Genomic DNA, 22,753 nt, shown 5'->3' with positions numbered 1-22,753 from the left:
CATGATCGGACGACGAAAACGGCCGGACGGGTTGCCCTTCCGGCTCTACGCCCATTACGGGAAACACAAGGTCAGCTTCGGCTACAAGCTGCCCAATGGCAGATGGGCATTCCGCCTGTCGGCCCCGGCCCACAACAAGGAAGCCCTCGCCGAGATCCGCAAGCAGGCGATCGAGCGCGCGGAGGCGCTCAACGGGAACGCGATCGAACCTGGCACGGTCGAGGCGCTCGTCGCCCGCTACTTCGAATGGCAGGATGGTTTGCCGCACACCGACGAGCGCCGCAAGGCCCAGTCCACGTTGGACGAGAACCGCGTCGAGGCGAAACGGCTGGTCAAGGTCTTCGGGAAGATGGCGCCGGCCGCGATCAAGCCGAAGCACGTGTACGGCTACCTCGACAAGCGCGCGCAGCTCGGCGCGCCGGCGAAGGCGAACAAGGAGATCGCCCTCCTGTCCGCGGTCCTCGAATACGGCCGGCGCCGCGGCGAGCTCGAAACGAACCCATGCCGCGGCATCGAGTACAACCCGACGCGGCCGCGCCAGAGGTATGTGCGTCAGGACGAGATTGATCTGGCAGTGGAAGTCGCGCGGTCGCGCAGAAGCGTTGGTGACCAGCACCCGAGTTCCGCGTACCTCATCCTCGCGCTATGCGTGAAGGCCGCATACTTGACCGTGAGTCGACCGACCGAGATGCGGGAGCTACACCGCCAGAGCATCAAGCCGGAAGGCGTCGAGGTGCCGATTGGCAAACGCAAGGCCGGCGAGCAACAACGCGTGAAGCTCGTGCTGTGGTCGCCCGAGCTGAAGGCTGTGATTGACGAAGCGCTCGAGCTGCAGCGCACGTCGAGCGTGCACGTGTTCGGAAATACCGCCGGCCAGGTGTACACGCGCAGCGGTTGGAACACGAACTGGTCGCGATTGATGGGCTACTGCGAGAAGGAAGCGCAGGGGCGCGGCGTGCCGTTCGAACGGTTCGCGCTACGCGATATGCGGCCGGCCGCCGTGACCGATCGTCAGGAGGAAGGCGACGACCGGATTATCGACGCGACGGGACATGCCGACGAACGCATGGTGCGAAAAACATATGACCGACGCAGGCAAAGAAAAGTACGCGCAACAAAATAGATTCTAAGCGGATTACACAGCTGCGTCGGCTGACCTACGTCTAATACGCTCCGCCTCCTGCAGTCGGATCATGACATTCGTCGATTTAGTCAAGACAGTGTAGCCGGTAATTATGCAGCTAGCGACACACAACCCGCATACGGCGTTAACAATGAATATTTCCCAAGGCCCAATCGAAGTCGCAGTCCCGTCGAACGACGGAAACTTGCCTCCCGCCAACGCCAGGACCATAGCCCAAGCCGCCATAAAGAAAGTGCCCATCACAAAGCTCATGATTGCCAGAAATGAGTAACGTATTTCTAGGCGATAGTATCGCGCTCTCATTTCACTATCGCTGGCCAACATCAGCGCCGTTCGCTCGAGCTTATCCTTGGCCACTTTGGATCGCTGGTTCCAAGTTCGGAAAACACTTGAAACCAGTTTCTCAAGGCCCTGACGGACATAATCGCTAGTAATTTTCAAGGCAATCGCCCCGATCACCGCAGTTACCCACCAAGAGGGAGAAGTCAGGTTATCGAGTGTCATTTTCCAGCCTCGCGCGTTGGACGCAAAAAAGCCCGCTCGATGGCGGGCCTTCTGCTCTATCTTCCAGGTTTTGGAATCTCATCTTCCAAAACCTGTAACACGTCAGCTTGAATCTGCTGCAAGTGCTTGAATTTGTTGGGGTGGCTGATGGGACTCGAACCCACGACGACAGGAATCACAATCCTGGACTCTACCAACTGAGCTACAGCCACCACTGTTACTGCTTTTTGTTCTTCGCTGTTTTTGTGTTTCAGCAGCGAAGAACAAGATTATACGAACACTTTTGAATCTTGCAAAGCTTTTTTTTCAAAAACTTCTTCGGCCTCGTTCAGATGCGCGCGCGCCTCGTCGAACACGGCCAGATCGCCGCGTGCGAGCTTCTTGTTGTCCGACAGCACACGACGCCAGCCACGTGCACCGGGCATGCCGCGATACAGTCCGAGCGCATGCCGCACGATCGCGCCGAGGTAGGTGCCGCGCTTCAGTTCGGCCGCGCAGTATTCGATCAGCTTCGCCTCGGCCTCTTCGCGCGTCGGCGTCGCTGCCGTCGATCCGTAGAAGCGTGCATCGACCTCCGCGAGCACGTACGGGTTGTGATACGCCTCGCGGCCGAGCATCACGCCGTCGACATGCTCGAGATGCTGCGCAACCTCGTCGAGCGTCGTGATGCCGCCGTTGATGACGATCTCGAGCGAAGGAAAATCGCGCTTCAACCGATACGCATAGTCGTACTTGAGCGGCGGGATCTCGCGGTTCTCTTTCGGCGACAACCCTTTCAGGATCGCATTGCGTGCATGCACGACGAACGTTTCGCAGCCAGCCTCGGCCACCGCGCCGACGAAGTCGCGCACGAATGCGTAGTCCTCGACCGCGTCGACACCGATCCGGTGCTTGACCGTAACCGGCACCGACACCGCATCGCGCATCGCCTTCACGCAGTCCGCGACGAGCTGCGGCTCGTTCATCAGGCACGCGCCGAACGCGCCGCGCTGCACACGCTCGGACGGACATCCGCAATTCAGGTTGATTTCGTCGTAGCCCCACTGCTCGCCGAGCTTCGCCGCGCGCGCCAGATCGTCGCGCTCGCTGCCGCCCAACTGCAGCGCGACCGGCGATTCGTTCGGCGTGAACGCAAGATGCCGCTGGGCATCGCCGAACAACAGCGCGCCCGTCGTGATCATCTCCGTATACAGCCACGTATCGCGCGTCAGCGTCCGGTGGAACGAACGGCAGTGACGGTCGGTCCAGTCGAGCATGGGCGCGACGGATACGCGGCGAGGAGGAAGCGAGGACGGTACGGACATGGATTTCGGGCAACAGGCCAGACGGCGCGGAAACAACCCGGCATTTTACCGCAACAGCGGGCAGGCCTGCCCGGCATGCACGCTACCCCTCGCCCAGCTCCGCATCGACCGCCCGCCGCGCCTCGTCCAGCACGCGCTCGATCACGCGTCGTTCGGTCAGCAGGATCCCGTCCACCTTGACGAGCCGCCAGTCGATCCGCACGGCATCGCCCTGCAGCACGCGGTAATGCGCATGCTCGCCGTCCCAGACCTGCTCAGTCTTCACCTCGATCTCGTAGCCGCGGTACGGCTCGCTGAAATCGCCGAGGTCGCTGCCTCTCGGTTCCATCGCACGCTCCGTGGCGACGCAGCGCCGGCCGCCCGCGCGGCCAGCGCCGTGCGCTCAATCGTATTCGTCGGACAAAAAGGATTTGCCATCGGCCGTCAGGTCGACCCGGTCGGCCGCCGCCTGATAGATCAGCCCCTCGTTCAGCAACGCGTAGACGACGTCGTCGAACGCAGCGGGAACCGGCCGGCTTTCACCGAACTGGTCGATCCACTTCAGCGCCTCGATGGCTTCGGGGGAAAGGATGGGGGTCATGCGTGGCCTCCGGCATCGGTGTCGCTCCATCCTAGCACTTCGTCCGGACGTCGAATACCAAGGCAAACGCGCTGCGCAAATGCCGGGCGGCGCCAACGGGCAGGTTGCCCGCGGCACCGCACCGGCGCGGGACACGCGCTCAGAGGCGTGCGATCGATACTTCGGTCGATTTCACGAGCGCGACGACTTCCGCGCCGACCTTCAGTTCGAGTTCGTCGACCGAACGGGTCGTGATCACCGACGTGACGATGCCGAACGGCGTCTCGACGTCGACCTCGGAGACCACGGATCCGCGAATGATCTCCTTCACCTTGCCCTTGAACTGGTTACGTACGTTGATTGCAGTGATGCTCATCAGGTTGATCGCTCCGAAGAAAAAGATCTCAGAACGGGCGGCCGCTGCCGCCCGGATTTAAACGGCCCAGCGGATCTGCCCGACCGGTCGAACGTTGTCTGCCTCGCGCACCTCGCCCTGTGCGTCCGTACCGGGCCCGCCGGCGAGCACGCGTTTCAGCACGCGGTCCTCCAGCGCCGCAAACGCGGCCGATGCGCGGGCGCGCGGCCGGTCGAGCGGCACCGGCTGATCCAGCGCCACGCGCCCCTGCTCGATGAGCAGGATGCGGTCGCCGAGCGCGACGGCTTCCTGCACGTCGTGCGTGACGAGCAGCGCGGTGAACCGATGCTCACGCCACAACCGCTCGATCAGTGCATGCATCTCGATGCGGGTCAGCGCGTCGAGCGCGCCGAGCGGCTCATCGAGCAACAGCAGTTGCGGCCGGTGAACAAGCGCGCGGGCCAGTGCCACACGCTGCCGCTGGCCGCCCGACAGTTGCGCGGGCCAGTCGTTCGCACGCTCCAGCAGGCCGACTTCGTCGAGCACCGCGCGCGCTTTGTCGCGCGCGCCGCGTCCGAGGCCCAGCATCACGTTCTGCAGCACGGTCTTCCATGGCAGCAGGCGCGCATCCTGGTACATGATCCGCGTGTCGAGCACGCCGCCGCCTTCGCCACGCGTCACGAGCGCGCCGCTGCTCGGCTGCTCGAGCCCGGCGACGAGACGCAGCAGGGTCGACTTGCCGCAGCCGCTGCGGCCGACAATCGCGACGAAGCTGCCGCGTGCGATGCCGAGCTCGACGTCGTCGAGCACCGTGCGTGCGCCGAAGCGCTTGCTGACACCCGACAGCGTCACCGCGTCGTCGGGTGCCGGGCTTCCTGCCCGCCGCCGCGCGAGCGGAACGATGGACGCACTGCCGTCACGGTCGAGGATCGCCGCATCCCGCGCGTCGCCGTCCGTGACACGCGCCTGCGCCAGTTCGACCTCGAGGTCTGCGCCGGCAAGCGGGCCGTAGGCGGCCGCCGAAGTCGTCGCATTCATGCCTTTGCTCCTGATTGATAAGCCGGGTGCCAGCGCAGCGTCACGCGCTCGAGCCATTTCGCCAGCACGTCGGCCAGCTTGCCGAGCACCGCGTACAGCAGGATGCCGACCACCACCACGTCGGTTTGCAGGAATTCACGCGCATTCATCGTCATGTAGCCGATGCCCGACTGCGCCGAGATCGTTTCCGCGACGATCAGCATCACCCACATCAGCCCGAGCGCGAAGCGCACGCCGACGAGAATCGACGGCAGCGCACCGGGCAGGATCACGTCGCGGTACAGCGCAAAGCCGCGCACGCCGTAGCTCTTCGCCATCTCGATCAGGTTGGCGTCGACCGAGCGGATCCCGTGGTACGTGTTGATGTAGACCGGAAAGAACACCCCGAGCGCGACGAGGAACAGCTTCGCCTTCTCGTCGATGCCGAACCACAGGATCACGAGCGGAATCATCGCGAGCGCCGGAATGTTGCGGATCATCTGGATCGTCGAATCGAGCGCGACCTCGGCCGCCTTCGACAAGCCGGTCGCGAGCCCCAGCGCGAGGCCGACACCGCCGCCGATCGCGAAACCGAACAGTGCGCGCCATGTGCTGACTTTCACGTTCGCCCACATTTCCCCCGACGTCACGAGCGACCAGGCCGCTCGCACGACCGCCACGGGTTCGGGCAGCACGCGGGTCGACAGCCAGCCGATGCGGGCGCCGACTTCCCATGCCACCAGCAGCGCGAGCGGCACGAGCCACGGCGCGACGCCGCGCCATGCGCGGGCGGCCAGGGCCGCGCCCGTCGCCGACGTTTTCGTTGTCATCGCAGGCCTCCTGTCACTCAGCTCTGGGCTGCCTTCGGCAGATAGCTGTTGCCGACGATCTCGCCGAACGGGCCGGACAGCGGGCCGGTCGCCTTCGCCGCGCCGTTGCCCTTGATCAGCGGGAACACGAGTTCCGCGAAACGGTACGACTCCTCCAGGTGCGGATAACCGGACAGGATGAAGGTTTCGATGCCGAGATCCGCGTATTCGCGCATGCGCTCCGCGACCTGCTCCGGATTGCCGACGAGCGCGGTACCCGCGCCGCCGCGCACGAGGCCGACGCCGGCCCACAGGTTCGGATACACCTCGAGTGCCTCGCGGCCGCCGCGCTTGCCGCCGTGCAGCGCGGCCATCCGGCGCTGACCTTCCGAATCCATGTTCGCGAACGCCTTCTGCGCGCGGGCGATGGTTTCGTCGTCGAGGCGGCTGATCAGGCGCTCCGCGTCGCGCCATGCTTCGTCCTCGGTCTCGCGCACGATCACGTGCAGACGAATCCCGAACTTGATCTTGCGGCCGCGGGCTTCCGCGCGGGCCCGAATATCGGCGATCTTCTTCGCAACGGCCTCGGGCGGCTCGCCCCAGGTCAGGTAGGTGTCGATGTGATCGGCCGCGATCTGATGCGCGGCCGGCGACGAACCGCCGAACCACAACGGCGGATGCGGACGCTGCACGGGCGGATACAGCGCCTTGCCGCCCTTCGACTGCAGGTGCTTGCCGATGTAGTCGAACCCGCCGTTGTCGTGCGACGCGGACAGCAGCCCGCGCCAGATGTTCAGGAAGTCGTCGGTGATTTCGTAGCGCGTGTCGTGATCGGCGAACAGGCCGTCACCCTCGAGTTCGGCGGCATCGCCGCCCGTCACGACGTTGATCAGCAGGCGGCCGCCCGACAGACGGTCGAACGTCGCGGCCATCCGCGCCGACAGCCCGGGCGACGCGATACCGGGACGGATCGCGACCAGGAACTTCAGGCGCTGCGTCGCCGGGATCAGGCTCGACGCAACGACCCACGCATCCTCGCAGGAACGGCCGGTCGGCAGCAGTACGCCCTCGTAGCCGAGCGTGTCGGCCGCAACCGCGACCTGCTTGAAGTAATCGTAATCCGCGGCGCGTGCACCTTCGGCCGTACCGAGATAGCGGCTGTCGCCGTGCGTGGGGATAAACCAGAACACATTCATCTGCTGCTCCTGCTTGACTGTCCTTGCCGGAATTTGAAAAAACACCGCCCTGCTCGCGTCGCGGATCAGCGGCGCATGCATGGTGTGCGTTCGAATCGGGATGGTTCGCCGGTCAGGCCGTGCAGCGGGCGAGGACGCGATTGCACGGCTGTTTCTGGGAAATCAGTCTAGGGATCGGTACAGGGCTTTGGAACGATTTTTTTGAGCTTAGGTTTTCCGCTTTCGTGATTAGCACGACGCTGGAGCGAATATCACCGCGGGCGGGCCCTATAATGGCGCACCTATCCGAATAACTCCGCGCGTACAGCCCCGGCCGTGCGCGCCTGCGGTGCACTCATCGATGCAGAAAGTCATCCTGCCATTCCTGTCCGGCTTCCTGGCCGCCCTGTTCTTCCGCGAAGCCACGCTCGCACTCCTTCACACGGCCGACCTGATCGCCGCAACCGGCTTCTCCACGCAGCCGTTCGCGCCGCTCGGCATTCCTGAATTTGTCGCGAATGCGCTGATCAGCGCGTGCTGCGCGATCCCGATGGCGTGGCTGCTGCGCGTCTCGCCGGAACGCGAGGCATCGTGGATCGGCGCGCTGGTGTTCGGCGGCATCGTGCTGACGGCCGCCCGCGTGTTCGCGATCGATCCGCTGCGCGGGATCTGGCCGTCGGGCAACATGATGCCCGTGCTCGCCGCCGGCTTCGCGGCAAACGCGGTATGGGGCTTCGGCGCGCTCGTGTTCATGCGCGCGTTCATGTCGGACGACGCCGGCGACGAGTAACGCGGGCGCAAGCGCTACGCCCTTCGGCCGCCGGGCGGTCGACATCCATGCAAAAGGCCGCCTGCACCTGCAGGCGGCCTTTTCGTTTCCGGCTCGCGCGTCGGTCGGCCCGACGTCAGTCCTGCAGATTCCGCAGCGGATGCGTGTCAGGTGTCCACGGGCTGTCGAACATCGCGAGCACGTCTGCACGATCGATATCGGCGGACGACTTGAAGCGCCAGACCGGCTGGTGGTCCTTGTCGACGATCAGCGCGCGCACGCCTTCGATCACGTCGCCGCGCGCGAACGTCGACCGTGTGAGGTCGAGATCGCGCCGCAGGCAATCGGCCATCGTCGCGCCGCGTGCACGTTCGACGACTTCCAGCGACACGGCCATCGACAGCGGCGACAACTGTTCGCGCATCGCATGGGTCGCCTTCTCGACCCATCCGTCGACGGCCGCGCAATCCTGCTCGGCGTCGAGCGACGCGAGAATCGCGCCGATGTCCGGCTGCGCGAAATGCCGGTCGATCCCCGCGCGCGCGTCGGCCAGCGCCGACGTGTCGGGCGTCGGCACGACCTTGTGTGCGGCGGCCGCCTCGGCTACGCACGCGACGGCCTGCTCGCCGCTGTCGATGCGCGCGTGACGCAGCGTGTCGAGCAGCGCCGGCAGCGCGGCATCGGGCAGATAAACGTCGGCGAGCTGCGCGTACAGCGCGCCGGCCGCATCGAGCGTCGCGCCGGTCACGGCGAGATAGCGGCCGATCGCCCCGGGTGTGCGCGCGAGGAACCAGCTCATCCCGACGTCCGGGAACAGGCCGATACGCGTTTCCGGCATCGCCATCTTCGTCGAGTCGGTCACGACACGCAGGCCGCCCGTATGCCGCGCCGCCTGCGAAATGCCCATGCCGCCGCCCATCACGACGCCGTGCATCAGCGCGATGTAAGGCTTCGGATAGGTGAAGATCGCGTGGTTCAACGTGTATTCGTCGATGAAGAACGTATCGACCGCATCGCGGTCCCCGCGCTGCCATGCGTCATGGAAGAAGCGCACGTCGCCGCCCGCGCAGAACGCGCGCGGATGCGGGCTGTGCACGACGATCGCGACGACCTCGGGATCGTCGCGCCACGCGTCGAGCGCCTGCTGCATCAGCCGGATCATGCCGACCGACAGCGCGTTCAGCGCCTTCGGGCGGTTCAGTTCGAGAAAGCCGATGCGGTTCGCGACATACGCGCGTACGTCGGGCTGGGCGGATTCGGCGGAAACGGCAGCGGAAGTGGGAGTGGAATCGGTCATGAGGGCCATCCGGCAAATGGCAGTCGCACGCTCAGTGCGCCTGCATCTTCGAAAACAGGTTCAGCACCACGACGCCCGCGATGATCAGGCCGAGGCCGATCACGGCCGGCAGGTCCGGCACCTGGCGATAGAGCAGCATCGCGACGAGCGTGATCAGCACGATGCCGGCACCCGACCAGACGGCATAGATGATGCCGACGGGCATCGTGCGTAACGTAAGCGACAGACAGTAGAACGCGATGCCGTAGCCGGCGACGACGAGCGCCGACGGCCAGAAGCGCGTGAAGCCGTCCGCCGCGCGCAGCGCGGACGTGCCGACCACTTCCGCGACGATCGCGATCGCGAGCCATGCGTAACCGGGAAGCTGCATCGCTCAGTTCCTTGCAAGGGCCAGCACGGCGTAGTCGTGGCCGAGCTCGGCACACAGCACCTCGACGACGAATTCGTGATCCGCGCGCTGCGGCAGCCCGGACGCGGTGATCGAGCCGATCACGCCGGCGCCGGCGACGGTCAGCGGAAACGATCCACCGTGCGCCGAATATTCGGCGATCGGCAGCCCGTGCTTGTCCGCCAGCGTCGCGCCCGCCTGCTGCATGCGCAGGCCGATGGCGTACGAACTGCGGCGGAAATGGGCGACGACGTTGCGCTTGCGGCGCACCCAGTCGGCGTTGTCGGGCGTGGCTCCGGCGAGCGCCGCGTAGAACAGCGGCTGGCCGAACGTGACGATGTCGAGCGCGACCGCATGGCCGCGAGACGCCGCGAGCGCATGCATCCGGTTGCCGAGCGCCCACGCGCGGACCGGGTCGAAATGGGGAAACACGAGCGCCTGTTCCTGCGCGCCGATCGATTGCAGATCGTGAGCGATGTCCATGAATCCGTCGATGCAGTAATGAGAGTTGCAACGGCGCCGATGCGATCGCGCACGGCGTCGCTGGCGAAGAGGCGAAACAAACCGTTCGATTCTAGCGCACGCGCCCGACGTACCGTCCCTACAAGACACGACACGCGATTGTCAGAAAGTGCTTGCACACGTTCGGGTAACTCCTTATAATTCATTTCTTCGACAGACGCGGGGTGGAGCAGTCTGGCAGCTCGTCGGGCTCATAACCCGAAGGTCGTAGGTTCAAATCCTACCCCCGCAACCAACGTCCCGATTCATGCAAAAAGCCCGGCTCAGTGCCGGGCTTTTTGTTTTTCCGTCGCATTTCTCGCCCCTCTTCGCGCATCGGCACCTTCCGCTTCGCGCGACACGCGGCCGGCATGCGCAGGCGTTCAAGAATGCCGCGACCCGGTGATACACTCGCATCACCTCGTCCCTTCCACTCGACATGAAATTCTGCTCCGTCTGCGGTCACGAAGTCATCGCGCGCATTCCTCCGGGCGACAACCGCGAGCGCTTCGTCTGCGATCACTGCGGCACGATCCATTACCAGAATCCGCGCAACGTCGTCGGAACGGTCCCGGTCTGGGGCGATCAGATCCTGCTGTGCCGCCGCGCGATCGAACCGCGCTACGGGTTCTGGACGCTGCCCGCGGGCTTCATGGAAATGGGCGAGACAACGGCCGAAGCCGCCGCGCGCGAAACGCTCGAGGAAGCCGGTGCGCGCGTCGAGGTGCAGAACCTGTTCACGCTGCTCAACGTGCCGCACGTGCACCAGGTCCACCTGTTCTACCTCGCGCGGCTCACCGATCCGGGATTCGAAGCCGGCGAGGAAAGCCTCGAAGTGAAGCTGTTCGACGAAGCCGATATCCCGTGGGACGAAATCGCGTTCCCGACCGTCAGCCAGACCCTGCGATTCTTCTTCGCCGATCGCGCCGCCGGCGACTACGGGGTGCACACCGGCGATATCTTCCGCTCGCTGCGCAACGGCTGAGCCCTCGCCCCATGGTCCCCTGGCTCGGCCCGGACGATCCGTTTCCGCCCATCGAACGCGCGCTCGGCCCCGCAACCGGCGCGCCGGGGCTGCTCGCCGCGAGCGCCGACCTGCTGCCGTCGCGCCTCATCGACGCATACCTGCGCGGCATCTTCCCGTGGTATTCGGACGGCCAGCCCGTGCTGTGGTGGAGCCCCGACCCGCGCATGATCCTCGTGCCGGCCGAGTTCAAGGTGTCGCCTTCGCTGCGCAAGACGCTGAAGCGCGTGCTGCGCGAGCCCGAATGGGAAGTGCGCGTCGACCACGACTTTCCGGGCGTGATGCGCGCCTGCGCGCAGGCGCCGCGCCGCGGCCAGCGCGGCACATGGATCACGGCCGAGATCATCGATGCATACACGTCGCTCTACCGTTCCGGCAACGCGCACAGCATCGAGACCTGGCACGACGGGCGACGCGTCGGCGGCCTGTACGGCGTGTCGTTCGGGCGGATGTTTTTCGGCGAGTCGATGTATGCGGACGCGACCGACGCATCGAAAATCGCGCTGGCCACGCTCGTCGCGCACCTTCGCGAGCAGGGGCTGGAAATGATAGACTGCCAGCAGAATACGTCGCATCTAGCGTCGCTCGGCGGCCGCGAGATCGCACGCAAGGCCTTTGTCGCTCACGTGCGCAGCGCGGTAGCCGAACCGCCGATTCCGTGGCAGTTCGACAAGCGCGTGCTCGCCGCGCTGACGGGCCGCGCCGAAACGGTGCCCCCCTCCGGGATCGAGCGCTAGCGCGGCACTCCCTCCCTGCAACGAGAGCTGCCCATGACTCATCCGACTGAGCTGCCGCTTTCACCGCTTTCGGCGCTGCAATTCTATGCAACGGCGCCCTATCCGTGCAGCTATCTGGACGGCCGCGTCGCGCGCTCGCAAGTCGCGACGCCGAGCCACCTGATCAATTCCGACATCTATACCGAGCTCGTGAAGGCCGGCTTCCGGCGCTCGGGCGTCTTCACATACCGCCCGTACTGCGACGGCTGCCGTGCCTGCGTGCCGGTGCGCGTGCCCGTCGACGCGTTCGCGCCGTCGCGTACGCAGCGCCGGATGTGGAAGCGGCACCGCACGCTCGTCGCGACAGTTTCGCCGCTGCACTACGACGAAGAGCACTACGCGCTCTACATGCGCTACCAGTCCGCGCGCCACGCGGGCGGCGGCATGGATCGCGACAGCCGCGACCAGTACGAGCAATTCCTGCTGCAGAGCCGGATCAATTCGCGCCTCGTCGAATTCCGCGACCTCGACACACCGGGCGGCGAGCCCGGCAGGCTGCGCATGGTCAGCATGATCGACATCCTCGGCGACGGGCTGTCGTCCGTTTACACGTTCTTCGAGCCCGACGACCAGCACACGAGTTACGGCACCTACAACATCCTGTGGCAGATCGAACAAGCCAAGAGCCTCGGCCTCCCCTACGTGTATCTCGGATACTGGATCCGCGAGAGCCCGAAGATGGCCTACAAGGCGAACTTCCACCCGCTCGAAGGGCTGATCGACGGCCGCTGGAAGATACTCGATCCGGATCGGATCGACCTGCCGCCCGTCGACGCGGCACTGGCCCGCGCGCCATTGCCGGGCGGACATTCCGGCTCGGGCTGACGCGCGCTGCGGGGGCGAGGTCGCGAAGCGCGCCCCTGCCGCTCAACTCCCGGTAAAATAGCGGGTTGTCATCCATTCCGGCTGTCCGCCCTATTCCCGTGTTCAGTTCCCTTTATCCGCTGGCCCGCGCATCCCTGTTCAAGATGGATGCGGAAGACGCTCACCACCTCACGCTGCGCGCGCTCGGCGCGGCCGGCCGCACGGGCCTTGCCTGCGCGCTGTCGGCCCGCGTGCCCGACGCGCCGCGCACCGTGATGGGGCTCACGTTCCGCAACCCGGTCGGCCTCGCGGCAGGCCTCGACAAGGACGGCGCGGCCATCGACGGCCTTGCAGCACTCGGCTTCGGCTTCATCGAGGTCGGTACGGTCACGCCGCGCCCGCAGCCCGGCAACCCGCGCCCGCGGATGTTCCGCCTGCCGCAGGCCGAGGCGCTGATCAACCGGATGGGCTTCAACAATCACGGTGTCGACCAGTTCGTGAAGAACGTCCAGGCCGCCCGCTATCGGGGCATCCTCGGCCTGAACATCGGCAAGAACGCCGATACGCCGATCGAGCGTGCCGCAGAGGATTACCTGTACTGCCTCGAGCGCGTGTACCCGTTCGCGAGCTACGTAACGATCAACATCTCGTCGCCGAACACGAAGAACCTGCGCCAGCTGCAGGGCGCGGGCGAGCTCGACGCGCTGCTCGCGGCGCTGAAGGACAAGCAGCAGCGCCTCGCCGACCTGCACGGCAAGCTCGTGCCGCTCGCGCTGAAGATCGCCCCCGATCTCGACGACGAACAGGTCAAGGAAATCGGCGACACGTTGCTGCGCCACAAGATCGAGGCGGTCATCGCCACCAACACGACGCTGTCGCGCGCGGCCGTCCAGGGCCTGCCGCATGCGGACGAAGCTGGCGGCCTGTCGGGCCGCCCCGTGTTCGACGCGTCGAACGAAGTGATCCGCAAGCTGCACGCCGAAGTCGGCAGCGAAGTGCCCATCATCGGCGTCGGCGGCATCTTCTCGGGCGAGGACGCCCGTGCGAAGCTCGCGGCCGGCGCAGCGCTCGTGCAGCTCTATACGGGCTTCATCTACCGCGGCCCCGCGCTCGTCGCGGAGTGCGTGAAGGCCGTCGCCAGCGAACGCGCCGCGTAATATAGGCATAAACAAACAGTATTTAGAGGTCGATTGCATTTTTGCTATCATCGGCCCTCATTACCAGAATCAATGACCCGGACAGGGCAAGGAAACACACGATGAAGATTGCGCTGCTGAAGAAGCTGCTGGTTGCCGGCCTGATCGGCACGTCGCTCGCTGCCGCCACCGCGCATGCGGCCGACCTCCTCGACCAGGTGAAACAACGCGGCACGCTGCGGGTCGGCCTCGAAGGCACGTTCCCGCCGTTCAACTCGAAAAACCCGCAAGGCGAACTCGTCGGCTTCGACGTCGACATCGCGAAAGCCGTGGCCGCGAAGCTCGGCGTGAAGGCGGAATTCGTGACGACCGAATGGAGCGGCATCATCGCGGGCCTGCAAGCCGGCAAGTTCGACGTGATCTCCAACCAGGTCGGCATCACCGACAAGCGCAAGGAAACGCTCGACTTCTCGCCGCCTTACACGTTTTCGTCCGCGCAGCTGATCCAGCGCAAGGACGACACGCGCGAGTTCAAGTCGCTGGATGACCTGAAGGGCAAGAGGCTCGGCGTCGCGCTCGGCACGAACTACATGGACATGGCGAAGTCGGTGCCCGGCATCGACGTGAAGACGTACCCGGGTGCGCCCGAGTACCTGCGCGATCTCGCGGCCGGCCGACTCGACGCCGCGCTCAACGACCGCCTGATGCTCGCGTACCTGACGAAGAATTCGCAACTGCCGCTGCGCCCGGGCGCGAACGTCGGCTCGGCGAACCCGTCGGGCATCCCGTTCAAGAAGGGCAACCCGAAGTTCCAGAAGGCGATCGACGACGCGATGGCGCAACTTCAGGCCGACGGCACGTTCACGAAGATCTCGGACAAATGGTTCGGCATCGACGTGACGAAACCGATCAAGTAAGCACGCCTGCATTTCCCGCCTGACGGCGGGCCGGAAAGGGCGGCATCCGCGACGATGCCGCCCTTTGTTTTATTCGTCCGGTTTATGATTGCGCTTTCGCGCACGCATTCGATTCGTATTCCATGTCGACAACGTCCCTGCTCGTCCAATCGCTGCCGGTGCTCGCCCAGGGTGCCGTGCTGACCGTCAAGTTCGCCGTGCTGTCGATGGTGTTCGGCCTGCTTGGCGCCGTCGTGCTCGCGATGATGGGCATCCGGCAAAGCGAAGCGCTCGACGGCTTCGAACGCATCTGGGTCAACGCGCTCGCGTGGCTGGCACGCGCGTACGTGAGCCTGATGCGCGGCACGCCGCTGCTCGTGCAGATCTTCGTCATCTATTACGGGCTGCCGAGCCTCGGTATCTCGCTCGACCCGACGCCCGCCGGCGTCATCGCGCTGTCCGCGAACGTCGCGGCTTACATGTCGGAAAGCATGCGCGGCGCGATCAACGGGATCGCGCGCGGTCAATGGCTGGCTGCGTACAGCCTCGGGCTGTCGTGGGGGCAAACGCTGCGCTACGTGATCGGTCCGCAGGCGCTGCGCATCGCGGTGCCGAGCCTGTCGAACAGCCTGATCAGCCTGATCAAGGATACGTCGCTCGTGTCCGTGATCACCGTGACCGAACTGCTGCGCAGCGCGCAGGAAGTGATCGCGGCGACCTATCAGCCGCTGCCGCTTTATCTCGCCGCAGCGGCCGTGTACTGGATCCTGTGCCAGATCCTCGAATGGGTGCAGCGCTGGTACGAAAAACGCCTGTCGCTGCCGTCGCGGCACTGAGCACCGGCCGTTCGCCGGGCCGCCCGCGTGCGCCCGGCGCCTTCCTTCCCGCTTACTCGCCCGAATAGCGCACGCCGAGCGCTGCTCGCGCGGCGTCGGTCATCGCGATCATCTGCCGCGAATGATCGTGCGTCATGATCGGGCTTTCGGTCTTGCCCGCGCGCAGCAGGTCGCAGAAGTGCGCGGTCTCGTAGTTCAATCCGCCGCCTTCAGCCGGCGCGTCGAGTTCGACGGTGCGCCCGTCCGCATAGCTGATCGTCGCGCGCACCGGGTTCCACCACTTCTCGTGAATCGTCACGTGGCCGCCGGCTGCGGCGATCAGCGCGTCGCCACGCCCCATCACGTCGAGCCCGCAAAAAAGCTGTGCGATCCCGCCGTGCGCATGCACGCTGTTCAGGCTCGCGAACAGGTCGACACCCGTCGAGCCGACGCGGCCGAGCGTCTGTACGTCGAACGCCGCACCGAGCCAGTCGACCGCGAGAAAGGCCTCGTAGATCCCGATATCGAGCAGCGCACCGCCCGCGCGATCGAGGCGATAGACGGAATGATCGCCGGGTACCGACGACGACGCGCACCCTGCCCGCACGAGCCGGATCTCGCCGATCGGATCGTCCTGCAGGTGCGCGCGCAACTGACGGTACAGCGGGAAGAACGGCGGCTTCATCGCCTCCATGAAAAGCTGCCCGGCGTCGCGTGCCGCCTGCAGCACGGTGTCGAGCTGCGCCGCGTTCAGCGTCGCGGGTTTTTCACACAGCACGGCCTTGCCAGCGGCGAGCGCGGCCAGCGTGTACTGCGCGTGACTGTCATGGAGCGTCGCGATGTAGACCGCGTCGATATCGCTCGCGAGGAGTGCTTCGAGGCTTGCGGCAGGCGAACCGCCGTGCGCGCCGCAAAAGGCTGCCGTGGCGTCTGCGCGGCGGGCCCAGGCACCGGCGAGCGTGGCGCCCGGCACATGTGCGAGGCTTTGCGCGAAGCGGCGCGCAATGCTGCCTGCGCCGATGATGCCGAAGCGCACCGGGCGATGGTCGTTGTCGTTCATCCTGATCTTCCGTGTCGGTCGTATGACGGTGGCCGGCACGCTGCCGGCCGGACGTCATGATAAACGGCCCGGCGGCACACGGATGAGCGAAACGCGCCGCGTCAGGCGCGCATGGGCACGTCGACGGAGAAGTCGCGCGAGATCTCGTCGGCGCTGAAATCGATCAGCGCGAGCGAAGCGGCTTCGGCTTCGCGCGGATCGCGCCGCTCGATTGCGTCGACCACACGCGCGTGCGCCTTCACCACGACGTCGTGCGCGCCCTCCTTCTGCACGACACGCGGATTCACGAGGCGCACCGCGCCGCGTACGATCGCCGCCATCTGCTGGAAGAACTGGTTGCCGCTCGCCTGAACGATCCGCGTGTGCAGCAACTCGTCCGCCGTGTCGTAGCCGGAATCGCCCGGTTGCAGCACCTTGAATGCATCGAACGCTTCACGGATGCCGGCGATGTCCGCTGCCGTTGCGCGCACCGCCGCCTGCGCGGTCGCGCGCGGTTCGATCAGCATCCGGAATTCGATGACGTCGCGCATGAACTGCGGATCGGGTTTCGCCCGGAAGCGCCAGCTCACCACGTCTTCATCGATCATGCGCCAGTCGCGCATCGGCCGCACGCGCGTGCCGACTTTCGGACGCACGTCGAGCATGTCGCGCGCAAGCAACATCGACAACGCTTCCCGCATCACGGTGCGACTCACATCGAACTCTTTCGACAGCACGTCCTGCGGCGGCAAGATGCCGCCGTACTTGTCTTCGACGATACCCGAGACAAGCCCATCCATCACTTTGGCGACCAGTGACCGGTCTTTGCCCTGCTCCATGACACCTCCCCGTGCGTCGATTTGCGAACACCTGCTCCGCAGTTCCGCCGGCCCTGGTTACGACTGTTCTTATGATCTATAAGTTGATGAGTTCGAGGACATTTCGCTATCTGGTAAACACCTGACAGGGTTATCCCTCTTTTTGACGGGGTGATTTATACGGCTAAAAATAAGGCCCGGGAAGCGCATTGCGCCTACCGGGCCCCGAATTCCACAAGATTTAAACATTCAGTTCATTACGGCACATGGCGCACCGTTACGGACTGCTTTCTATATCTTTCAATTAGCCGAATAAACGATCGTTTCAACGCCGTTTTCCGTGCCGAGCAAGCACAGATTCGCGCCGCGCTCGGCGAACAGGCCGACCGTCACGACGCCCGGCCATGCGTTCACCTGCGCTTCGAAGCCGCGCGGGTCGGCGATCTGCAGCCCCTTCACGTCGATGATCTCGTTACCGTTGTCGGTGATGTACGGCGCACCGTCCTTCGTCACGCGCAGCACGGGCACGCCGCCGAGTGCGGTCACACGCCGGCCGATCGCCGTGCGCGCCATCGGCACGACTTCGATCGGCAGCGGGAACGCGCCGAGCACCGGCACGCGCTTGCTGGCATCAGCGATGCAGACGAACGTGTCGGCCACCGATGCGACGATCTTCTCGCGCGTGAGCGCACCGCCGCCACCCTTGATCATCGCGCCGCCCGCGTCGATCTCGTCGGCGCCATCGACGTACACCTGCAGCGAGTCGACCTCGTTCAGGTCGAACACCTTGATGCCGTGCGATTTCAGGCGTTCGGTCGTGGCGACGGAGCTCGACACGGCGCCGCGATAGCGTGCCTTGACGACGGCGAGCGCGTCGATGAAGCAGTTGGCGGTCGAGCCGGTGCCGACGCCGATCACGGCGCCTTCCGGCACGTTCTGGATCACGTAATCGGCGGCTGCCTGGCCGACGAGGCGTTTGAGTTCGTCTTGAGTCATGGAGTGGTAAAGCTGCGGGATTGCGGAAAACCGCCAGTTTACCGGAGTCGGATGGCGGCCCGCGTTTTTCGGCGTGCGGTGCGGGTTCAGGGCTCACCTGCCGCGGGCGCATAGTCCGCGGGTTGCGTGCCGGCGAAGTACTTGTCGAGCAACGCCTGCGCGATCGCATCGGTTTCGGCGTCCGGATCACCTGCGTAGTCGGCCGGCCTGAAATGCATCTGAAACGCCGCGAACACGCGTCGCGTACGTGCGTCGAGCACGCCGTCGGTGGCCACGTCGTAGCCGTAGCGCGCGAGCTTGAGCTGCAGTTCGCGCACGTCGACCGGCGCATGCGGATCACGACCGGCGAGCCGCGCCGCCACGGTCGGGGCGTCCGGCCACGCACCGACGCCGGCCTGCGCCAACGCGTGCCACGGGAACAGCGGCCCCGGATCGATCTTGCGTTGTGGCGCGATGTCGCTGTGCCCGACCACACGCGTCGGCGGAATCGCGTAGCGCGTGACGATGTCCTTCGACAGCCGGGTCAGTGCGCCGACCTGCTCGGGCGGATACGGCTGCCAGGTGCGGTTCTGCGGATCGAGCGGGCCGCGGTTCACGTTCTCGATGCCGATCGACACCGCGTTCAGCTCGGTCGTGCCCTGCCACTCGCTGACGCCCGCGTGCCATGCGCGCTCCGATTCCGGAACGAGCTGGTAGACGACGGGCAGCCCGCGCTCGATGCGCGGCTGCGGCGGGATCACGTAATGCACGCTGACGGAATCGCCCGTCAGCGTGCGCAGCGATTTCGCCTCGTCGCTTTCGGTGTAATGCATCACGAGAAAGCGGATCCGCGAATCGGCACCGCGCGCGTGCAGGCTCGTGTCGGCATAGTAGGTGCCGCGTTCGACGAGCGTCGGCGACGTGCAGGCAGCCAGCAGGCACAGCACGGCGCAGGACGCGCCTATGCGGAACAGGGTCATCGGTCGCGTGCTCCGGAGGGCCGCGTGCCGCACCGGATCGCAGCACGCGTCGTTCGGGTCATTCGAGGCCCGCGCCAGCCGCGCGGGACGGGCTGCGTCAGCCCTTCACGCGCCGCTGGCGCACGGCTTCGTACAGGCACACGCCGCTTGCGACCGACACGTTCAGGCTTTCGACGCTGCCGGCCATCGGAATGCTCATCACTTCGTCGCAGGTGTCGCGCGTGAGCCGGCGCATGCCTTCGCCTTCCGCGCCCATCACGAGCGCGACGGGGCCGTCGAGCTTCGTTTCGTAGAGCGTTGCCGAGGCTTCGTCCGACGTGCCGATGACCCACACGCCGGCGTCCTTCAGCTCGCGCAGCGCACGGGCGAGGTTCGTCACCGTGATGTACGGCACCGTATCGGCCGCGCCGCTCGCCACCTTGGCGGCGGTCGCGTTCAGGCCGACCGCACGGTCGCGCGGCGCGATCACCGCGTGCGCACCGGCCGAATCGGCGACACGCAGGCATGCGCCGAGGTTGTGCGGATCGGTGACGCCGTCGAGCACCAGCAGCAGCGCGGGGCCCTGGATGCCGTCGAGCAGCTCGGACAGGTTCTGCGCGAGCGGGATGTCCTCGACACGCGCGACGACGCCCTGGTGGCGCTCGGTATGCGCGAGGCCCCACAGGCGCGTTTCGTCGGCCGCGATCAGCCGCACGCCCGCTTCCTTCGCGGCGTGCAGGAAGTCCTGCATGCGGCGGTCGCGGCGCGTCTGGTCGTACAGCACCTCCGCAACCGTCGATGCATCGTGCCGCAAACGTGCGGTCACCGCATGAAAACCGTAAAGAACCTTCAGACGTGACATGACTGGAACAACCTTCGATCAAACGTGCGGCCGCGCGACGCGCGCAGCCGCGATCCATGGAAAAGGAAAGCGCCGCGTTGCCGGCCGATGACCGGTGACGCGGCGTCTCTCGATACTGCAGGGCGTGCACATGGCGCCGCCCCGAACGCTCAATACTTCTTGCGGGCGCGGGTCTTCTTCGCGGTCGGCTTCGCCGCCGCACCGCCGCCGCCGTTGCCGGCACTACCGCCCTTCTTCTTCGCGGCGGCACGCGCGGCGCGCGCGTCGTTCACCGCGACGCTCGGCGCGCTCGCGGCCTTCTTGCGGCGCGGCGCGGGTTCTTCCGCCTGCGGCAGAGCACGGACACGCGGGCCGTTACGGTCGATACCGCCGCCAGCCGAAGCCGGCGCGGGCGACGGGCGCGGCGCCTTCACCGGCGTATCGCGCACGAGGCGGAAGTCGATCTTGCGCGCGTCGAGATCGACACGGCTCACCTGTACGCGCACGCGATCCGACAGGCGATAGCGGATACCCGTCCGTTCGCCGCGCAGCTCGTTCTTGATTTCGTCGTACTGGAAGTAGTCCGAGCCGAGTTCGGTGACGTGCACAAGCCCTTCGATGAAAAGCGTGTCGAGCTGCACGAAGATGCCGAACGACGTGACGCCGTTCACCATCCCGCCGTACTCCTCGCCGAGCTTGTCGCGCATGAAGTAGCACTTGAGCCAGGCCTCGACGTCGCGCGATGCTTCGTCCGCGCGGCGCTCGTTCGCCGAGCAGTGCAGGCCGAGTTCTTCCCAGATCGCCGTATTCGGGCGCGAGCGGCCGCGCGTTTCGTCGTCGGCCTGCTGCATCGCACGGGCGCGCGGCGACAGCGCGGTGTTCAGCTCGAAGCCGTCCGGCGCCTTCGGCACGTATTTCCTGCCGGACAGGATCGCGTAGATCGCGCGGTGCGTGAGCAGGTCCGGATAACGGCGGATCGGGCTCGTGAAGTGCGCGTACGCCTCATAGGCCAGGCCGAAGTGACCGATGTTGTCCGGGCTGTAGACGGCCTGCTGCATCGAGCGCAGCAGCATCGGCTGCAGCATCTGCGCATCGGGCCGGTCGCGGATCTGCGCCATCAGCGCCGCGTAGTCGCTCGCATGCGGCTTGTCGCCGCCGCCGAGCGACAGGCCCATGCCGCGCAGGAACGCACGCAGGTTCTCGAGCTTCTCCGGCGTCGGCCCCGCGTGCACGCGGTACAGGCCCGGATGCTTGTTGCGCTTCAGGAAATCGGCCGCGCAGACGTTTGCGGCCAGCATGCATTCCTCGATCAGCTTGTGCGCGTCGTTACGCTGGCGCGGCACGATCTGCTCGATCTTGCCCTGCGAGTTGCAGACGATGTAGGTCTCGGTCGTGTCGAAGTCGATCGCGCCGCGCTTCTGCCGTGCGGCGAACAGCGACTTGTAGACGCCGTACAGATCCTGCAGGTGCGGCAGCAGGTCCGCGCGGCGCGCGGCCTCCGGCCCCTTCGTGTTCGACAGCACGGCCGCGACTTCGGTGTACGTGAGGCGCGCAGCCGAATGGATGACGGCCGGGTAGAACTGGTACGCCTTGATCTCGCCGCGCCCGGTGATCACCATGTCGCACGCGAGCACGCAACGGTCGACCTGCGGATTCAACGAGCACAGGCCGTTCGACAGCTTCTCCGGCAGCATCGGAATCACGCGGCGCGGGAAATAGACCGACGTGCTGCGCTCGAGCGCGTCGGCATCGAGCGCGCTTCCAGGTTGAACGTAATGCGACACGTCGGCGATCGCGACGATCAGCCGGTAGCCGTCGCCGCGACCGACCTTCACCGGCTCGCAGTAGACGGCATCGTCGAAGTCGCGTGCGTCCTCGCCGTCGATCGTCACGAGCGGCACGTCGCGCAGGTCGACGCGGAAACGCAGGTCGGTCGGCCGCACCTTGTCGGGCAGCGCGGCGGCTTCGTCGAGCGCCGGCTGACTGAATTCGTGCGGCACGCCGTACTTGCGCACCGCGATTTCGATTTCCATGCCCGGATCGTCGATGTCGCCGAGCACCTCGACGACACGGCCGAGCGGCTGCGAATGGCGGCTCGGGAAATCGGTCAGCTCGACGACGACGACCTGCCCGACCTTCGCCTTCTTCACGTTCTGCGTGATCAGGATGTCGTGGCCGATGCGCTTGTCTTCCGGTGCGACGATCAGCGCGCCGTTCTCGTTGAGCAGGCGGCCGATCACGCGCTTGTTCGCGCGCTCGGTGACTTCGACGACGTGCCCTTCCGGGCGGCCGCGGCGATCGTAGCCGACGATCCGCGCGAGCACGCGATCGTTGTGCATCACCTTCTGCATTTCGCCGTTCGGCAGGAACAGGTCGTCCTGGCCGTCGTCGCGGATCACGAACCCGTAGCCGTCGCGATGCCCTTGCACGCGCCCGGCGACGAAGTTCGACGGATGGGTCAACTGGTAGTGACCGCGCTTGTCGAGGCGGATCTGGCCGTCGCGCTCCATCGCGGCGACACGCCGGAAGAACCCCTCGCGCTCCTGACGCTTGATCGACAGTGCTTCGGCGATGTCGTTGGCGGCCAGCGGCGCGTCGCTCGTACGCAGCACGCCGAGAATTTCTTCACGGCTCGGAATGGGGTACGGATATTTGCTCAAGGGTTTGTCGATGATTGTTCTCGTTGCGTTGACTGATGGTGCACGGCATCAACATAGAGGTGTCCTTCAGACAGTTCTATATTGACGGCGGCGGGTCATTCTATCACCCGCCTGTGTCGCCAAATGACGGGGAATGCCGCCGGCAGGCGCGGCGGAGCCCGGTTTGCGGTGCATCGCAAAAAAGTGTT

The 22,753-nt window shown here is 65.8% G+C and carries 25 protein-coding genes and 2 tRNA genes; 9 read left to right on the top strand and 18 right to left on the bottom strand.

What is annotated here, in order from left to right; translation table 11 throughout:
- The first annotated feature begins 1 nt into the window (after position 1).
- Entirely contained in the window at positions 2 to 1,123 is a 1,122-nt protein-coding gene (locus ACTJLD_RS00960) for a hypothetical protein (protein WP_440657665.1), read from the top strand.
- A 12-nt stretch (positions 1,124 to 1,135) separates the two neighbouring features.
- Here the strand turns inward: ACTJLD_RS00960 and ACTJLD_RS00955 are convergent, their stop codons facing one another.
- The 9 genes from ACTJLD_RS00955 to ssuD form a co-directional block, all read right to left on the bottom strand.
- Positions 1,136 to 1,648, bottom strand: coding sequence for a hypothetical protein (locus tag ACTJLD_RS00955; protein WP_155643547.1), 513 nt, complete (start codon positions 1,646 to 1,648; stop codon positions 1,136 to 1,138).
- A 136-nt stretch (positions 1,649 to 1,784) separates the two neighbouring features.
- Positions 1,785 to 1,860 (bottom strand) — tRNA-His (locus ACTJLD_RS00950).
- A 57-nt stretch (positions 1,861 to 1,917) separates the two neighbouring features.
- On the bottom strand, positions 1,918 to 2,904 hold the full coding sequence (dusA, locus tag ACTJLD_RS00945) for a tRNA dihydrouridine(20/20a) synthase DusA (protein WP_334004527.1): 987 nt from the start codon (positions 2,902 to 2,904) through the stop codon (positions 1,918 to 1,920).
- A 130-nt stretch (positions 2,905 to 3,034) separates the two neighbouring features.
- Complete coding sequence (locus ACTJLD_RS00940; RefSeq protein ID WP_027787627.1) at positions 3,035 to 3,280, bottom strand: hypothetical protein; 246 nt, start codon at positions 3,278 to 3,280, stop codon at positions 3,035 to 3,037.
- Positions 3,281 to 3,334: 54 nt separating this feature from the next.
- Positions 3,335 to 3,532 carry a hypothetical protein gene (locus tag ACTJLD_RS00935; protein ID WP_027787628.1) on the bottom strand — a complete coding sequence of 66 codons (198 nt, stop codon included), beginning with the start codon at positions 3,530 to 3,532 and terminating at the stop codon, positions 3,335 to 3,337.
- Positions 3,533 to 3,671: 139 nt separating this feature from the next.
- The gene (locus ACTJLD_RS00930; protein WP_006476104.1) at positions 3,672 to 3,887 is read right to left on the bottom strand and encodes a TOBE domain-containing protein; all 216 of its coding nucleotides are present in this window, start codon (positions 3,885 to 3,887) and stop codon (positions 3,672 to 3,674) included.
- 57 nt (positions 3,888 to 3,944) lie between these two features.
- Positions 3,945 to 4,904 carry an ATP-binding cassette domain-containing protein gene (locus ACTJLD_RS00925; protein WP_124545018.1) on the bottom strand — a complete coding sequence of 320 codons (960 nt, stop codon included), beginning with the start codon at positions 4,902 to 4,904 and terminating at the stop codon, positions 3,945 to 3,947.
- A complete protein-coding gene (gene ssuC, locus ACTJLD_RS00920; RefSeq protein ID WP_059526339.1) occupies positions 4,901 to 5,713 on the bottom strand; it encodes an aliphatic sulfonate ABC transporter permease SsuC in 813 nt (270 codons plus the stop codon). The genes ACTJLD_RS00925 and ssuC overlap by 4 nt, the downstream gene beginning before the upstream one ends.
- 17 nt (positions 5,714 to 5,730) lie before the next feature.
- Positions 5,731 to 6,888 carry an FMNH2-dependent alkanesulfonate monooxygenase gene (gene ssuD, locus ACTJLD_RS00915; protein ID WP_059496210.1) on the bottom strand — a complete coding sequence of 386 codons (1,158 nt, stop codon included), beginning with the start codon at positions 6,886 to 6,888 and terminating at the stop codon, positions 5,731 to 5,733.
- Positions 6,889 to 7,228: 340 nt separating this feature from the next.
- Here ssuD and ACTJLD_RS00910 point away from each other — a divergent pair, with 340 nt between their 5' ends.
- Positions 7,229 to 7,657 carry a hypothetical protein gene (locus tag ACTJLD_RS00910; RefSeq protein ID WP_006484223.1) on the top strand — a complete coding sequence of 143 codons (429 nt, stop codon included), beginning with the start codon at positions 7,229 to 7,231 and terminating at the stop codon, positions 7,655 to 7,657.
- A gap of 115 nt (positions 7,658 to 7,772) precedes the next feature.
- On the opposite strand, the gene ACTJLD_RS00905 is transcribed toward ACTJLD_RS00910, so the two are convergent.
- Genes ACTJLD_RS00905 through ACTJLD_RS00895 form a run of 3 tightly spaced genes read right to left on the bottom strand, consistent with a single transcriptional unit; the run spans position 7,773 to position 9,804 of the window.
- On the bottom strand, positions 7,773 to 8,933 hold the full coding sequence (locus ACTJLD_RS00905; RefSeq protein WP_060084817.1) for an enoyl-CoA hydratase/isomerase family protein: 1,161 nt from the start codon (positions 8,931 to 8,933) through the stop codon (positions 7,773 to 7,775).
- Between the two features lie 31 nt (positions 8,934 to 8,964).
- Positions 8,965 to 9,303, bottom strand: coding sequence for a DMT family transporter (locus tag ACTJLD_RS00900; RefSeq protein WP_021161565.1), 339 nt, complete (start codon positions 9,301 to 9,303; stop codon positions 8,965 to 8,967).
- 3 nt (positions 9,304 to 9,306) lie between these two features.
- The gene (locus ACTJLD_RS00895) at positions 9,307 to 9,804 is read right to left on the bottom strand and encodes a heme-degrading domain-containing protein (protein ID WP_440657661.1); all 498 of its coding nucleotides are present in this window, start codon (positions 9,802 to 9,804) and stop codon (positions 9,307 to 9,309) included.
- 197 nt (positions 9,805 to 10,001) lie between these two features.
- Between ACTJLD_RS00895 and ACTJLD_RS00890 the strand changes: the two genes are divergently transcribed.
- From ACTJLD_RS00890 to ACTJLD_RS00860, 7 genes are all read left to right on the top strand, one after another.
- Positions 10,002 to 10,078: transfer RNA gene (locus tag ACTJLD_RS00890), tRNA-Met, on the top strand.
- 183 nt (positions 10,079 to 10,261) lie between these two features.
- The gene (locus ACTJLD_RS00885) at positions 10,262 to 10,807 is read left to right on the top strand and encodes an NUDIX hydrolase (protein WP_021161562.1); all 546 of its coding nucleotides are present in this window, start codon (positions 10,262 to 10,264) and stop codon (positions 10,805 to 10,807) included.
- Between the two features lie 11 nt (positions 10,808 to 10,818).
- Positions 10,819 to 11,583 carry a leucyl/phenylalanyl-tRNA--protein transferase gene (gene aat, locus ACTJLD_RS00880; protein ID WP_059682745.1) on the top strand — a complete coding sequence of 255 codons (765 nt, stop codon included), beginning with the start codon at positions 10,819 to 10,821 and terminating at the stop codon, positions 11,581 to 11,583.
- Between the two features lie 33 nt (positions 11,584 to 11,616).
- Positions 11,617 to 12,447: an arginyltransferase gene (locus ACTJLD_RS00875; protein WP_021161560.1), complete on the top strand. Its 831-nt coding sequence runs from the start codon at positions 11,617 to 11,619 to the stop codon at positions 12,445 to 12,447.
- A gap of 98 nt (positions 12,448 to 12,545) precedes the next feature.
- Complete coding sequence (locus ACTJLD_RS00870) at positions 12,546 to 13,583, top strand: quinone-dependent dihydroorotate dehydrogenase (protein WP_027787636.1); 1,038 nt, start codon at positions 12,546 to 12,548, stop codon at positions 13,581 to 13,583.
- Between the two features lie 101 nt (positions 13,584 to 13,684).
- Complete coding sequence (locus ACTJLD_RS00865) at positions 13,685 to 14,479, top strand: cystine ABC transporter substrate-binding protein (RefSeq protein WP_440657659.1); 795 nt, start codon at positions 13,685 to 13,687, stop codon at positions 14,477 to 14,479.
- Between the two features lie 122 nt (positions 14,480 to 14,601).
- Complete coding sequence (locus tag ACTJLD_RS00860) at positions 14,602 to 15,294, top strand: amino acid ABC transporter permease (RefSeq protein ID WP_006484207.1); 693 nt, start codon at positions 14,602 to 14,604, stop codon at positions 15,292 to 15,294.
- Between the two features lie 52 nt (positions 15,295 to 15,346).
- Here the strand turns inward: ACTJLD_RS00860 and ACTJLD_RS00855 are convergent, their stop codons facing one another.
- From ACTJLD_RS00855 to rnr, 6 genes are all read right to left on the bottom strand, one after another.
- Positions 15,347 to 16,333, bottom strand: a complete 987-nt coding sequence (locus ACTJLD_RS00855) for a Gfo/Idh/MocA family protein (protein WP_440657658.1) — start codon at positions 16,331 to 16,333, stop codon at positions 15,347 to 15,349.
- A gap of 101 nt (positions 16,334 to 16,434) precedes the next feature.
- Positions 16,435 to 17,151 carry a FadR/GntR family transcriptional regulator gene (locus ACTJLD_RS00850; protein ID WP_027787640.1) on the bottom strand — a complete coding sequence of 239 codons (717 nt, stop codon included), beginning with the start codon at positions 17,149 to 17,151 and terminating at the stop codon, positions 16,435 to 16,437.
- Between the two features lie 279 nt (positions 17,152 to 17,430).
- Positions 17,431 to 18,126, bottom strand: a complete 696-nt coding sequence (gene rpiA, locus ACTJLD_RS00845; RefSeq protein ID WP_027787641.1) for a ribose-5-phosphate isomerase RpiA — start codon at positions 18,124 to 18,126, stop codon at positions 17,431 to 17,433.
- An 86-nt stretch (positions 18,127 to 18,212) separates the two neighbouring features.
- Positions 18,213 to 19,085 carry an N-acetylmuramoyl-L-alanine amidase gene (locus ACTJLD_RS00840; RefSeq protein WP_440657656.1) on the bottom strand — a complete coding sequence of 291 codons (873 nt, stop codon included), beginning with the start codon at positions 19,083 to 19,085 and terminating at the stop codon, positions 18,213 to 18,215.
- Between the two features lie 97 nt (positions 19,086 to 19,182).
- Complete coding sequence (gene rlmB / locus ACTJLD_RS00835; RefSeq protein ID WP_021161555.1) at positions 19,183 to 19,926, bottom strand: 23S rRNA (guanosine(2251)-2'-O)-methyltransferase RlmB; 744 nt, start codon at positions 19,924 to 19,926, stop codon at positions 19,183 to 19,185.
- Between the two features lie 149 nt (positions 19,927 to 20,075).
- Positions 20,076 to 22,565 carry a ribonuclease R gene (gene rnr, locus ACTJLD_RS00830; RefSeq protein WP_027787643.1) on the bottom strand — a complete coding sequence of 830 codons (2,490 nt, stop codon included), beginning with the start codon at positions 22,563 to 22,565 and terminating at the stop codon, positions 20,076 to 20,078.
- Between the last annotated feature and the right edge of the window lie 188 nt (positions 22,566 to 22,753).

Origin of the sequence: Burkholderia sp. 22088, assembly GCF_052045915.1 — a bacterium.
GTDB lineage: Bacteria > Pseudomonadota > Gammaproteobacteria > Burkholderiales > Burkholderiaceae > Burkholderia > Burkholderia cepacia.
The sequence above is the reverse complement of the archived record's forward strand: the minus strand, read 5'-3'. Positions and strand labels throughout refer to the sequence as shown.